The sequence below is a fragment of the Enterococcus sp. AZ177 genome, from assembly GCF_050544585.1.
GTDB classification, from domain to species: Bacteria; Bacillota; Bacilli; order Lactobacillales; family Enterococcaceae; genus Enterococcus_L; species Enterococcus_L plantarum.
The window spans coordinates 783,687-797,771 of the sequence record NZ_CP172944.1 but is presented as its reverse complement, the minus strand read 5'-3'; the positions used below and the strand labels follow the sequence as shown (position 1 = coordinate 797,771).

Here is a 14,085-nt window from a genome sequence, read left to right as displayed (position 1 = left end):
TATGACTCCGCGAGTCACACTCCCTCCCTAAGACATCTAGATAATCGGTGAGAACAGAAGCGAATGTTTCTTTCTTAACGCTCTTCACCAATAATACGTACTTCTGTCTCCAATACAACATCAAATTTTTCTTTGATCACTTGTTGAATATGCGCAATCAATTCAACATAATCAGTAGCCGTAGCATGATCGATATTCACAATAAACCCTGCATGCTTTTCTGAGATTTGAGCGCCGCCCCATTGTAATCCTTGTAAGCCAGCATCTTGAATCAATTTCCCAGTAAAATGTCCTTCTGGTCGTTTAAAGACACTCCCGCAAGATGGGTACTCCAATGGTTGCTTCGATTCTCTTAATGCAGTCAACTCAACCATCTGATCTTTGATTACGCTATTTTCCCCTTCGCTTAACGAAAAAGTCGCCTCTAATACAATACAGTGCATATCTTGAATCGCACTATGACGATAAGAAAATGCCATCTCTTCATTTGTAAAGGTTTGGATCGTCCCGTCTTCCAACAGCACATCAACACTTGTGAAAACGTCTTTAATCTCTCCACCGTAAGCTCCTGCATTCATATAGACAGCGCCACCGATACTTCCAGGAATCCCACAAGCAAATTCGAAACCAGTCAAATCATGCTCCAAAGCAACATAGGTTGTATCGATCAATTTTGCTCCTGCTTCTACAATGATCTGGTTTTTAGAAACAGAGATTTTTTTCATGTTTTCCAACATAATTACCATTCCGCGAATACCGCCATCTCGGACAATCAAGTTGCTGGCATTTCCTAGGACAAGCCAAGGGATTTCATGACTTTTGCAGTATTCGACTAATGTCGCCACTTCCGCTTTTGATTTTGGAAAAGCTAGAACATCCACAGGTCCACCTGTTTTAGTAAACGTAAAATTCATCAAAGGTTCATCAAATAGTAAGGTTATATCTGTTAATTCATTCATCATTTCAATTTTATTCATCGAAAGTCGTTCCTTTCTTTCAAACATCCTTTTTATTCTAGCATGTCAAAGAGAAACTTTCTAGTCTGACTCTATAAAATATGTTCTTGATGCTTACGCAACATTTGCGCACATAGTTCATGACTTGTAAAGACTTTTTCTTGTTTTAAATACGTGTCATCATTTGTTTGAACTGCTTTGATAAATTCCTCCACCATTTGTTGAAAGCCACGTTTTTCTACTGTTGTTGTCCAATCACCAAATTTTTTTTGTTGTGTCACTAACGGGTTTTGGCTAGTTAAATCTGTTAGATTTTCCAATACTAACGTTCCTTCTGGACTTGTTACTTGGTAAGTTTCTGTATTTGCTCCTGCGTAGAGATTCATTGAAGCAATGGCTGTCGTAGTTTCTGTTTCTACGTGAAGAATCGCTCTTTTTAGTAAGCCATCTTCCTCAATGATTTTTGTTTGAACCTGGCGAATATCATCATCAAGTAAATAGACAAGTGTATCAGCTACATGTAAGAATAAATCGTAGATTACAAAATTAGCTGTAGATTCCGATGCTATTCGATTTTTTTGGATCAGCAACATATTTTTATTGTCAACTGCTTTTAATTCGTCTACAAACGGTGCAAAACGGCGATTGAAGCCTACCATCAAAATCAGCTTTTTTTCTGCTGCTAGAGCTTGGATTTCTTTGACTTCTGCTAGGTTTTCACTTAACGGTTTATCGACGAAAACATGGAGGCCCGCTTCTAGTAGTTGTTTTACTAGTTGACCGTGCACTTTGGTTGCCGCATGAACAAAACAAGCTGCTATTCCAGTCTGAATCAATTCTTCTGTTGAAGCAACCATTTCGTTGAAGCCGTATTTTTCACTGATTTCTTTTCGGGTTTGTTCATTTCGGGTGGATAATATAAACGTTGCTTGGTCTCTTAGTTGAGAGTACACAGGTAGATATGCTTTTTGCGCGATATTTCCTAAGCCGATGATTCCGATTTTCATATGAATTCCTCACGATCAATAGTTGATATATCCATCATACTATATTTTTTTAGGAATGGTTTAAAATTAGAGCTTTGCAACACAACTAAATCAAGATAGTCATCAGTTTCTATACTGTCTTAGTTTCATTCCGTTTTCATAGTCGACAACTTAACTAATTTCTACATCAAAAAAAGTCAAAAAGATTAAAAAAGTCCTTTGAATTTTTGTACAATAAATACAGCTAGCTGTTGGCAACTTTAGTAGTGAGTTATGGCTTACTAGTCAAGGCTTTATCATTTGATTACCAGTCTTGTGATAAAGTGCCTTTTTATTTAATTTGAATTATATTCTTCTAAATCTTTAGATACAGAAGAATATTCTTTTATAAATTCATTAATAATAGTTAGATCCTTTGACTTAACTAATAAAACTGTACCATCCCATGAAATAAATTCTGTATCTCCTAAAGGATGAATTATTTCTATTTTTGACTTCCACAAAGTTTCATTTCCATCTGCTATTGGTAGTGGAACCTGTAAAACATCATTTAGTTCAGTATTACTTGGAAAACTTGTAAATACTCCCCAAATAAACATTATTTCTTCTTTATTAAAAAGCTCTTTTAGTTCAGTTCCCTTTCTCCAAACATAGTCTTTGTTTATTGGTATCTGTTCAAATGGATAAATATTACATTCGTAGTTACTAATAAGCCACATTTTTTCTAATTCTTTTTGCGGAAGTACATTAAATATTTCTGCCATATTTGCTACATAACCTGTTTTTAATTCACTAATTATTAATCCTTTCACAAACAATCTCCTATCCATTATTTTGATGGTTTTGGTTTTTTGGAATCTGACCAATCCCAAATATGTTCATGTGGAACTTTGGGATGCATTTTAGAATTGCCATGATCAGTATGATGAATATCTTTAATTACTCGTCCTTTATCATCAAAAATTCTTTCACTAATTAAATTACCATTTTTATCGACTCGTTTTATCACAGTATTTGGCTTGTGTATTGTAGGTATTTTACTATTCGTAGTTGTCTCTACTGTCAGTTTAGACCTACTAGGTTTCTTATACCCGGTTTTCCCTTTATTCTTCCCTCAATCCAGTGTATAATTCTTACCGCCTTTATTTCCCTTTAAAGTAGGCGTTTTGGGTGCGTTTGCCCCTTTACCAGCAAACCCTTTTCCTCCATAATAAGCACCAATTGATAAGGCTGCGATCGCACTTGCGATGGTCGACCATCGTTGCGCTTTTTCTAAATCCGTTAATGGCTTCCCTGTTTTTTGGTTGATCCCTGTTTTCAATTCTTCTGTAATTGTTTGAAAATACTCGTCAACCAAACCCTTTTCTGGCTTCGTCAAAATATCTAGGTATTCTTTATATTTTTCATTGAATTGAACGTCTGCTTGTGTGACTTTACTTGGATCAGTCACCCACATCCATTGAAGTTGGAAAATAGAGAGAAGAATGACTCTTATAATCTGTAAAACCCAATAAATAAAGCCAATAGACCGCCAGGCTCTACTAACGTTGCTATCGACTTTATTTATTTGGTTTTTCTTTTTGTTAGTACCCGAGGAACTTACGAAATTGCTAGCACCTTGACTTGTCCCTCGAGCCTTTTCAACATAACATACTCACCGTTTGCTTTAGCATTTAAATTTGTTTTTCACCCCTTTTCTACTCCACTCTCAGAATCCAGCAAAATAGTGGGTAAAACCCTTATTCTCTAGTCGTAAACTAGTTAATGTTTGACTACAATGCGCACTTCTATCACTTTACTATGAAATTTCAGCTTTTATAGCTATCAGTTCATCACCCTTCGCATAAAAAGAAAGATTTTTAGATTTAATTTTTTTATCATACATTTCCAATTCTGAAAGATACAAAATAAAATATTCTTTGTTTTTAAAAACTTTTACTATTGGTACTTCTATAGGTCTTTCTATATCTATCAAAGGAAAACCATCTTTAGTCTCAGAATTTTTACTCTCTACCAAAGAAATTTTTTCATCTATTTGCATTGGAAAGATACACTCTATTTCACCAATAATACCTTTTTCGTTCAACCACATCATTACATTTTGCTCAATACGATATGGAATGAAGTCATCATTCATTTTCTCAGTTAAAATATCAAAATTTTCAACGGACTCCTCATAAATGTTATCACTAGCTAAAACTTCACATAATTCATTCTTTATTTTCAACAATATACCCTCCTCTATTTCTTAAAGCTTGCTGGCCAAATACCAACTATTTCTTTTGTCGTTGGATTAACAAAAATTGAAGTATTCGTTTTTGGATTAATATACTCAACGCTTCCTGGTTTAGCTAGGATTGGCTTACTATTTAAAGCATCAATAATATCATCAATCATAATATCTTTTCTACCAGATTTGAAAAGAGAATTATACGCATGTTGATTTAGTTTTGTTCCATCAGGAAATCCATTTTTTAATGCTTCATCGAATTGAGGTCTTCGTAATACTCTTAAATCTGGATTTCCATTGGCATTATATACCTTTTCAGACCCACTAGGTTTCTTATACCCAGTTTTCCCTTTATTCTTCCCTCGATCCAGTGTATAGTTCTTACCGCCTTTATTTCCCTTTAAAGTAGGCGTTTTGGGTGCGTTTGTCCCTTTGCCAGTAAACCCTTTTCCTCCATAATAAGCACCAATTGCTACGGCTGCGATCGCACTTGCGATGGTCGACCATCGTTGCGCTTTTTCTAAATCCGTTAATGGTTTCCCAGTTTTTTGATTGATCCCTGTTTTCAATTCTTCTGTAATTGTTTGAAAATACTCGTCAACCAAACCCTTTTCTGGCTTCGTCAAAATATCTAGGTATTCTTTATATTTTTCATTGAATTGAACGTCTGCTTGTGTGACTTTACTTGGATCAGTCACCCACATCCATACGTAAGCGCCTGTGGCAAGTTGGACACGACAATGGTAACGACCTTTCATCCCTTCCGCAAATTCTTTTGCTCGTTTGTTTTCGATTGCTTCAGCGCGATTTTTCCACCGTTCATTGATCGAAGTGGCCCAGGTCATATCTAATTTCCCAAGGTCAAATGTCCCCGAAGCCCCATTCCAAGCTTTACATCCACTGACTTGTGCTATGCCTCGAGACAGCTCTTGTTGGCAAGCTTCGTATTCTGAAAAGAAACTGGCCGAGCGGGCGTTAAAAGCATGAAACTGCTCTAATTGTTCTCTTTTTTTAGCAATACTCTCACAAGCGTTGATATAGCGACGTTCTAAACTTGGCTGGACCTCTTTTGACACGATCATCTGATGCTCTAACTGTTGTTTCAACTGTTCGAATCGGTTGATTTGACTCATGATTTGGTCTTCGTCTGTATCGATACTTGAAACAGAACTTTGATACTCGTTGATCAGTCGTTTGTGGGCACTTGCCATTGCTTCTCCTGTCATAGTAACAGAACGACAGATTGGTGTATAGACCACATTGAAATAACGCTTCGCCGAGTCATAGGCTTTTCCTGATAACGGTGCGAATAAAAATTGCGCGATACTTTTTTGAAGCGAAGCGATCGCTTGATTTGCTTCTTGGTTCATTCGTGAAGCGTCACTTGCTTGCGCCTGCATTTCACCAACATAAAATTTCAACCCCATTTACTGCTTCTCCATTTCTTCCTCCAATAGCGCATTCCGTTGTTTCCGATAGGTTTCTTCTTCCGCTTCCAACAACTGCTTTTTCGTTTTGTTTAATTCTCTTTCTTTATCTGCTAGACGCTGTTGCGCTTTAGTTGATTGATCTCGACTATCCAGACCTCTATCTTGAAAATAGTGTCGTTCTTCCGGCGAAGAAGTTGCGACCACTTCAGAATATAAGCGCTGTTCTTCTTGGTGGATAGAGTGAAGGTCCTCCAGTTGTTTACCTATTGTCCGGAGTTCTCTTGTGACTAACTCTTGTTCTGCTTGAATCGTTTTAAGTGTTGCTTGGTCACTCATCTCTGTCATTAGAACCACCTACTCATTGGCGATGTGTTCGCTTGAAATTGATGTGATGCTTTTAGATCTATTTCTGAAAAGTCTTTTGCAACAGAGTGTATATTTTTCCCAGTAGCTACAATACTAGCTGAGAGTTTTTTGATATCGTTTCCAAAAATTGTCGCTGTTTCTTTCGCCTTCGCATTGCCCATCACGTTCGTTCTCGTCGCGATATTGGTTGGTCCTTTTATGTTGTTTAAGGTATTGGCTGATTGGCTAAAAGAAGCGGATACATTTCCTGCTATAGATAGACTGCTTTTTATCCCCATATTTTCACTCCCTGTTAAATTTATACAAGATAAGTATAACAAACCAAACACATAGACACAATTGTATTTTTAGATACTTTCTACATGAATTTCACGATAAAACGTAACTATATAAACTGATAGCTTACCATTCTCTAGCACTTACATAATAAAAATATTTTTTTGTTATTTATCTTATATATAAGGGAATGATTTTTCGTGTTATTTAATGGCGTTTAAGAGGAAAATTAGGTTGCGTGTTCGCCTTCTTTTCGTATATACTTAGGAGGTAGAATAGAACAAAGAAAACAGCCCATTTGTAAACGAGCTGTTCAAATAAGACTATAAAATAAATTGGCACTTCAATATTTGGCGACAACCAAATAATCGAAGCCTTGTAACGACAGCGAACACTGCCCAAACAAGTTGCCAATAGTGCTAGCAACATGTACTAGCTTCTTTCTTGTACCTAAAGTTTACCTATTTTGCCATAGGTTTGTTAACTTTTGGGCTATTTTAGAAGAAGTGGTAGATGATTTTTAGAGACTATTGTTGACGATATTGGGAAATTTCCTGATATCGTTTTTTCTATTCTACAAATTCAAGTAAAGGAGGTTCACTTCAAATTAAAACAAATGATCAATTATAGATATAAGACAAGGAGACAACGTTCACTTCGTTCACCTTGTACTTTGCATCATCCACTCTGCCCTTTGGTCAGTCGTAGTCCTTCAATTCTTAGAGCTTTAGTTCTTAGAAATTGATGAGATCGAAGTGGAACGTAGTGGTGCAAAGCAAAAAGGCACTTCATCACTTGGCGACAACCAACTGATGAAGCCTTGCATAGACAGCGAACACTATCTATACAAGTTGCCAATTGCTAGCACAAAGTCCTAGCATTCTTTATTGTACCTAATTTTACTGGAATTTTCTAGTCTGTCTGGAAACTTTTTGTTAAAATCATGTACTTAATAAAGTCTGCATACTTTTTCTAGATAATTGATGGCGGTATTGGTAGTTTTAAGATGATAAAAAGTCATTAAGTTTTGAACAACTGGACTAAAAAGGAATCCATGCACTTTTCGGATTGAGGTATTTTTAGAACGTTGTTGAAAAAATAGCTTTTTCTCACTGACTGCTCCAATAGCGTTTTTTGTTTTATCCCAAAAAAGGCGATAGAAATTCTACCAGACTGACAATGATCATCCACAAGTCATTTCTACCGCTAATTTAATAAGTTGCCTAAGTCAATGCGTACATTAAGAAGCGCTGAAGTACGAAATTCAGTGCTTCAAAAAAGGAGAGAACCATTATGAAAAACGAGCTACATATCCTAAAAGCAATCCCCTATCAAGATATTACTGATTTACAAGATTTACTAGATCATTTTGACTCATGGCAAGAACCTCTTGCCGTATTGGATCATTTCTTCCAATTCCGAACGGGTCCAATCAACAAGAAAAAAGTTATCAAAGAATATTATGCTTGTGGTCATTTGTTCCACGCTTTTTTCACAGAATTTATCCGTTTGGTGGAAGCTGAACAAATCAAAATTAAGAAGTTAGATCGTGAAAGAAAAGTAACTACTCATTTTGTTAAGAAGTAAAAATGAGGAGGTGTCCTTTTAGTGGCATCTCCCTTTTCGCCTAATGCTATAAATAACTTTCACTATAATTAAAATGACCTTATTATCAAAAAGTAACTTATTTCTTCTTATATAGTTTAATGATATAATTGTTAGTGGAGGTGTTTATTATTCCCAGAAAAGAAAAAAGATTGAAAACTACTCAAAAACAAAGGAAAGGCCGAATTATGCTATTTATATCTATTATTCCGGCTATCCTTTCTATAATTACCATCACAGAAAAAGTAATTATTCCATTTCTAGGTACTATAGAAGTCACTCAGAATAAGACTGAACCAGTCTATAATCCTGAATCGTTAAATAACTCATATGTCATAGCAAAACCAACAGATATTCAAGAATCAAATGATTCTTATTTCTTTCTTACGAATGTATCTACTCTACAAAATAATACATCAAAAAATTTAATAGTTTCTGATGCAACTATTGAAATAGACGACATTCAGCCGATAAAAGAAGCTGACTTAGAAATTAGTTATGGTTTAGAGGACAATCAGTTAATAATTTTTATTATCAATAATGGTTTAGGCAATTCGAAAGATTCAGAGTTCAAGTTGTCAGTTATATTAGAAGATATTGACCAAGTGGAAAATAAATTATCATCTAAAGATGTCGAAAACTTATTCTTGACTAAAACAAAAAGAAAGGATTCACTATATTCTGGTGATATTTTAAAATCTTTTGAGTTGAACCTTTCAGATGAACTACATAGATTATTTGAAAAGAACGAAAAATATCGTGCTATTAAATTTGAATTAACTGAATTAGCATCTAATAAAAAATTTAAAATACATTCTATCTACTATGATCGAACAAATAAAAGTTTTACATTTAGCGGTATGGGTGCAGGCGGTCGAGATAAAACTGCTGTCCTTTTACTAGATGTCAGCAATACTTCTAATAAATATTCCGTACCTGTAAATAAAAAAATTGCTGCTAATTCTACTGAACAGATTAATTTATTTATAGTGCCAAATCAAAGCAGTAAAATTATTTATTCTGTTAAATACTCTACTAGTAATTCAAAATATACAAAAGCAACTAAAAAGATTGAGTCAACAATAACAGTGCCATTATACAACACAAGTTATTCACCAAATGGTCCTTTTTTCAAATCATTAATTAAAAATCAAATAACACGATATCAACACAATACTAATTCTAATCTACAAAAAGAAATAGGTTATGACTACAAAAAAGTTTTAGAAAGCCATTAATGATACACCTTAGGTTGAACTAAGATAGAGTAACATAATCAGTAGCTTATTTTCAGATGGGCGTTAAGAAAGTGAACTGTATTTTTTGGTTCATTATGAATAGAAAGTATGAAGGATGCTTTGGTCGCTTAGTATCAAGTAAAAATACTTTTTTACTCGATACTTCTAAGACAACAACGCCTATTTACATAATAATATTCTTAGTACGATACATGATATTTTATTCTATTTTTTGATTCACTGTTTTCTTTTGGATGAATCGATTTGACCCTTTTTTGACGAAAAATAAAATAGTTGCTACCGCTAAAATGATTGGGCTTAGATTTAGTGGGAAAAACAGCATCATAAACACACCTACTGGAAACGGCGAATTTATGATTGCAATTGCAATACTGGTACTCACGATTGCAACAATCAACAAACGATCTGTTTGGGTAAATAACTGTGATACAGCAAATCCTTGAATGATTGCCGCAAATACGATAGGAAAAATATCGCCACCAATCCAACCTGTATTAAGGCATAGTTGCAAGAACAGTAATTTGATTAATGCAATCATCGTTAACACTAAAAATGAAGCTTGACTTCCAACAAATGGTGCCAGTGAAAGCGATAGTTGCCCTGAAAAAAGTAAATTAGGTAGAAAAACACCTATTAGAAAAATTGCGATAGATCCAATCAATGCTTTGCGAATCGGAAACTCTTGCCAAAAATCTAACCGTTTCTTTAAAAAGGTTTTAAACAAAAGATAACATTTTCCAACTATTACCCCAAAAAGCATCAACGGCAAGCATATCCACAGCTCTTTCCCTATCCAATTTGATTCGCCCATTTTAGAAACAAAAGAAGGTTGTCCTGTCAGTTTCATTAAAAGGAAAAAAGTGATCAAGCCATTAATAATAAATAGTAGATAAAAAAACTTTTTCTTCCACTTCTGGCCTGCATCAGCAGCTCTTTTTTCATCATACGTCAACAAATAGTTTTTAGGATGAAACAGACGTGCAATCTGCTCTTTTAGAGACAACTCTTCCAATTCGTTAAAGTGAAAGTAATAATAGCGCAGTTTATCCGCCTGCCATACAGATAAATAAATAACCGCACTTAGTAACCCCGCTTCTGGTCCTACGCCTGCACCAAAAATCAATACGACAAGAGCTATCAACAAACTACGGAAAACACTACTATGATCGAGTGTTTTTGTTTGTTTTAATTCTGTTACAGAATCATGAACTGTATGAGGCAAATTCCCCCATCTTGCTCGTAAAAACCCTAGTAAAACGCCACCTGTTAACGTAAGCCCTAAAATATAGAACACACGTAAAGGAGTATCCGGCGAAACTAAATTCCAAAGCAGTTCAGAACCTATTCCTTCCACTCTTAAAAAAATAAACGATATAACCCCAATCATACTGCTTAGTACCACGCCATAAACCAATAACCCAATTTCTTTTGTATTCAATTTGACAGTTCCTTTCAGTTCAAAATATTTATAGTTTCCATGACTTCCCTCTCACTTTATCATAAATCTAAATACCTGAATACAAAAATGATACTTATTGATTTCAATCAGAAAGTCGACACAGAATACCAAAATCTGGATTATGTATGTTAAACTAATCTAAAGTCTTACTTACAAAAATCAATAAATCACGTCAATTTTGAAGGAGGTCCTCAAGATGAAATGTATTTCGTGGAATGTTAACGGCTTACGTGCTGTTGTTAAAAAGAACTTTATGGAAGTTTTCAACGAATTAGATGCAGATTTTTTCTGTCTGCAAGAAACTAAATTACAAGAAGGTCAAATTGACTTAGAGTTGCCAGGTTACCATCAATACTGGAATTATGCTGAGAAAAAAGGGTATTCAGGGACTGCCATTTTTGCCAAAGAAGAAGCACTCAGCGTACGATACGGCATGGGAATTGAAGAACATGATCAAGAAGGTCGTTTGATCACATTGGAATATCCAAACTTCTTTATGATTACTTGTTATACACCTAATTCGCAAAATGAGCTGAAACGATTAGATTATCGTATGACATGGGAAGATGCTTTTCGTGCTTATTTAAATGAATTAAGCAAAGAAAAACCAGTGATTTTATGTGGTGATTTGAATGTTGCTCATCAAAATATCGATTTGAAAAATTGGAAAACCAATCAAAAAAATGCTGGCTTTACACCGGAAGAACGTGGAAAATTTACAGAATTATTGGATAGTGGCTTTATTGATACTTATCGCTATTTCTATCCTGACCAAGAAGGCGTTTATTCTTGGTGGAGTTATCGTTTTAATGCACGGAAAAATAATGCTGGGTGGAGAATCGATTACTTTGTTGTTTCTGATGGATTGAAAGAGGCTTTAACAAGTGCGAAAATTCATACGGAAATTGCTGGTAGTGATCATTGTCCAGTAGAGGTTGATTTAACGATTGCTTAGTGAGTGGGACATAACTCTTCGAGTCATATCCCGCTCACGTGGAATCCAGATAAACGGTGGGAGCAGAAGCAACCCCTTCGGAAATAAGCTGAAATTCACAAAAATTTGAAGAACAATTTTCGTGAATTTCAGCTTATTTCTCGGGGTTTAACACTTCTGTCCCATCCTCTTTTTATTTAATTTCTGTTAATATTACTAAATTGGACTTACCATGTATCTATTATTTTGTTATACTGCATGTATGAATTAATTTTGAACCGAAAGGGATAATGACTATGAATTTTTATTCCATAGACTTTGAAACAGCCAGTTACGCTAAACATAGCGCTTGTTCTGTTGCTTTAGTAAAAGTAGAGAATAGCCGCATCGTTGATGAATATTACTCACTAATTAAACCAGAAACCGACTTTTTCTGGAAAAATATCCAAATTCATGGAATCAAACCAGAAGATGTGGCGGATGCCCCTAAATTTCCTGATGTTTGGAAGCAGATCCAAGCCTGTTTTAAACCCAATAGTTTAGTGGTTGCTCATAATGCCCCTTTTGACTGTGGTGTTTTAGCTGGGTCCTTGGATTATTATGGGATCGAACAACCGAATTATCTTTCATTGTGTACAGTTAAAACGAGTCGCAAGTTATTTCCAGAGTTGCCGAATCATAAATTAAACACGATTTGTGATAATCTAGATATCCAGTTGAACAATCATCATGATGCACTAGAAGACAGCCGCGCTTGCGCTGAAATTTTACTGTATCAGGAAAAACATTTTGGTGTTGAACCGTTGAAAAAACTTGTTACAATCAAATAAAAAAAGCCGAATCAAGAACAGTTCGTTCTTTTGATTCGGCTTTTTCTTTATTTTTCTAAAATCTCAATGATCTCATCCATATTTTTAGAACCAAAAACAATGTCTTTATCATCAATGATCATCGCAGGAACACTCATGATTTTCTTCTCTGTTTTCAATTCTGGGAAAACACCAATATCGATCATTTCTGCTTCAACATTATGATTAATAGAAGCAATTCGTTGACACGCTGCCACGACATCTGGACAGTAATGACAGGTTAATGAAACGAAAATCTGAACTTTCTTTTTCGGTAATTCTTTTATTTTATTCACTACTGGCTCTTCAATTGGCTGTCCAGCACTTCCTACATTATATACAGCTAAAACGATTGAATTGACTTCATGCCCACTTGGAATACCGCTAAATTTGATTCCTGTGTACTCGCCTTGATCATTTAAGACAACAACACTTGGTAATTTATCAATGCCATATTTCGCTTCTACATCAGAGTCCGCACCTTTTTGAACAGTTTCCAACAAAATTTTATCACTTAATGAGGCAAATTCCGTTAGGAAAGAATTCAATTCAAGGGATTTCTCTTCGCTGCTATCCATCACTTGTAATAAGGTTACATTTTTCGTTAATTTACCAAAAATACCACCCAATTGTTCTCTCATTGCATCTGGGAACCATGTGTTATTTCCGCTAGTTGCTTTAGCAGGTTTCTTTTCTGCTTTTGGTTGTGTTTCTTTATTGTCAGCATGTTGCTTCGCTAAACGTTTTTCCATCCGTTCATTGACGATTGATAGGCCTGCTTTTGTTTTTTCTTCGGTGATGTATTTTTGTGCATTAGTTGCAGCGATCGCACCATCTGCAACTGCTGTAACGATTTGACGTAATTCTTTGATACGTAGGTCTCCGGCAGCATAAACACCAGGAACATTGGTTTCCATGTTTTCATTGGTTGGGACATAGCCACGATCTAATTCGACTTTTCCTTCAAAAATTTCTGTGCTTGGTTTATTTCCAGCAAACACAAACATCCCAAATGTGCTGTCAGTTGGTGCTTCGTAAGTCGTTTCTTCGCCTGTTTCATTATTGACAAAGACCGCTTTACGAACAAAATCATCACCTGTAATTTCTTTGACTTCTGTATTGTAGACGATCTTGATATCTGGATGTTGTTTGGCTGCTTCTGCTGTTAGTTTGGCACAAGTAAAATCTGGTTCACGAATGATCATTGTGACTGATTTACCGTAACGAGTTAAATAAACCGCTTCTTCTGCCGCCGCATAGCCACCACCAAGTACAAAAATATCTAAGCCTTGGAAGAATTCACCGTCACAAGTTGAACAGTATGCAATGCCACGTCCTATAAATTCAACTTCCCCTGGAAAGCCGATTTTACGTGCTGATGCACCTGTTGCGATGATCACCGCATACGCTTGATAGGTTTTAGTCGCGGATTTGACTGTTTTGACCGTTTGGCTTAAATCGACATCAATGATTTCATCAGTTGTAAATTCAACCCCAAAATCTAGCGCTTGTAAACGCATATCTTCCATTAATTCAGGACCGGTAGTTGCTCGAATCGCTGGGTAATTCACGATTTCAGAAGTTGTGGTTACTTGTCCGCCAATCTTATCTTTTTCGATGATCAATGTATCTAACATCGCACGACCTGCATAAATTCCTGCTGATAATGCCGCTGATCCGCCACCAATTACGATCAAATCATATATTTCTTGGCTCATGTATGTTCTCCTTTTTGT

The 14,085-nt window shown here is 35.5% G+C and carries 14 protein-coding genes and 1 pseudogene; 4 read left to right on the top strand and 11 right to left on the bottom strand.

The features are described 5' to 3' along the window. Positions 1 to 74 precede the first annotated feature (74 nt). From murB to IGJ34_RS03810, 8 genes are all read right to left on the bottom strand, one after another. Positions 75 to 977, bottom strand: a complete 903-nt coding sequence (murB, locus tag IGJ34_RS03845) for a UDP-N-acetylmuramate dehydrogenase (protein ID WP_206850492.1) — start codon at positions 975 to 977, stop codon at positions 75 to 77. 71 nt (positions 978 to 1,048) lie between these two features. After that, positions 1,049 to 1,963, bottom strand: a complete 915-nt coding sequence (locus tag IGJ34_RS03840) for a Gfo/Idh/MocA family protein (RefSeq protein WP_430598163.1) — start codon at positions 1,961 to 1,963, stop codon at positions 1,049 to 1,051. A gap of 314 nt (positions 1,964 to 2,277) precedes the next feature. Continuing rightward, positions 2,278 to 2,754, bottom strand: a complete 477-nt coding sequence (locus tag IGJ34_RS03835) for a hypothetical protein (protein WP_430598162.1) — start codon at positions 2,752 to 2,754, stop codon at positions 2,278 to 2,280. Positions 2,755 to 3,056: 302 nt separating this feature from the next. After that, positions 3,057 to 3,392 carry a hypothetical protein gene (locus tag IGJ34_RS03830; RefSeq protein ID WP_430598161.1) on the bottom strand — a complete coding sequence of 112 codons (336 nt, stop codon included), beginning with the start codon at positions 3,390 to 3,392 and terminating at the stop codon, positions 3,057 to 3,059. A gap of 348 nt (positions 3,393 to 3,740) precedes the next feature. Next, on the bottom strand, positions 3,741 to 4,169 hold the full coding sequence (locus tag IGJ34_RS03825; protein WP_111248281.1) for a hypothetical protein: 429 nt from the start codon (positions 4,167 to 4,169) through the stop codon (positions 3,741 to 3,743). Between the two features lie 14 nt (positions 4,170 to 4,183). Then, the gene (locus IGJ34_RS03820; RefSeq protein WP_430598160.1) at positions 4,184 to 5,599 is read right to left on the bottom strand and encodes a T7SS effector LXG polymorphic toxin; all 1,416 of its coding nucleotides are present in this window, start codon (positions 5,597 to 5,599) and stop codon (positions 4,184 to 4,186) included. After that, entirely contained in the window at positions 5,600 to 5,947 is a 348-nt protein-coding gene (locus IGJ34_RS03815) for a hypothetical protein (RefSeq protein WP_430598159.1), read from the bottom strand. After that, the gene (locus tag IGJ34_RS03810) at positions 5,947 to 6,246 is read right to left on the bottom strand and encodes a TIGR04197 family type VII secretion effector (RefSeq protein ID WP_430598158.1); all 300 of its coding nucleotides are present in this window, start codon (positions 6,244 to 6,246) and stop codon (positions 5,947 to 5,949) included. The genes IGJ34_RS03815 and IGJ34_RS03810 overlap by 1 nt, the downstream gene beginning before the upstream one ends. Positions 6,247 to 7,537: 1,291 nt before the next feature. Between IGJ34_RS03810 and IGJ34_RS03805 the strand changes: the two genes are divergently transcribed. Both IGJ34_RS03805 and IGJ34_RS03800 read left to right on the top strand, forming a co-directional pair. Then, positions 7,538 to 7,831, top strand: coding sequence for a hypothetical protein (locus IGJ34_RS03805; protein WP_430598157.1), 294 nt, complete (start codon positions 7,538 to 7,540; stop codon positions 7,829 to 7,831). Between the two features lie 170 nt (positions 7,832 to 8,001). Next, the gene (locus IGJ34_RS03800) at positions 8,002 to 9,087 is read left to right on the top strand and encodes a hypothetical protein (protein ID WP_430598156.1); all 1,086 of its coding nucleotides are present in this window, start codon (positions 8,002 to 8,004) and stop codon (positions 9,085 to 9,087) included. A 220-nt stretch (positions 9,088 to 9,307) separates the two neighbouring features. Here the strand turns inward: IGJ34_RS03800 and IGJ34_RS03795 are convergent, their stop codons facing one another. After that, positions 9,308 to 10,546 carry a chloride channel protein gene (locus IGJ34_RS03795; protein ID WP_430598155.1) on the bottom strand — a complete coding sequence of 413 codons (1,239 nt, stop codon included), beginning with the start codon at positions 10,544 to 10,546 and terminating at the stop codon, positions 9,308 to 9,310. Between the two features lie 217 nt (positions 10,547 to 10,763). On the opposite strand from IGJ34_RS03795, the gene IGJ34_RS03790 reads away from it, so the two are divergent. Continuing rightward, positions 10,764 to 11,522 (top strand): exodeoxyribonuclease III, encoded by a 759-nt coding sequence (locus tag IGJ34_RS03790; RefSeq protein ID WP_430598154.1) that lies wholly within the window; start codon positions 10,764 to 10,766, stop codon positions 11,520 to 11,522. A 48-nt stretch (positions 11,523 to 11,570) separates the two neighbouring features. Here the strand turns inward: IGJ34_RS03790 and IGJ34_RS03785 are convergent. Continuing rightward, positions 11,571 to 11,687 (bottom strand): annotated as a pseudogene (locus IGJ34_RS03785) (DUF3788 family protein); the annotation flags it as partial. Positions 11,688 to 11,797: 110 nt separating this feature from the next. Here IGJ34_RS03785 and IGJ34_RS03780 point away from each other — a divergent pair. Further along, entirely contained in the window at positions 11,798 to 12,331 is a 534-nt protein-coding gene (locus IGJ34_RS03780; RefSeq protein WP_111248188.1) for a 3'-5' exonuclease, read from the top strand. Between the two features lie 47 nt (positions 12,332 to 12,378). Here IGJ34_RS03780 and IGJ34_RS03775 read toward each other — a convergent pair whose 3' ends face one another. Beyond that, positions 12,379 to 14,067 carry an FAD-dependent oxidoreductase gene (locus tag IGJ34_RS03775; RefSeq protein ID WP_430598153.1) on the bottom strand — a complete coding sequence of 563 codons (1,689 nt, stop codon included), beginning with the start codon at positions 14,065 to 14,067 and terminating at the stop codon, positions 12,379 to 12,381. Positions 14,068 to 14,085 lie beyond the last annotated feature (18 nt).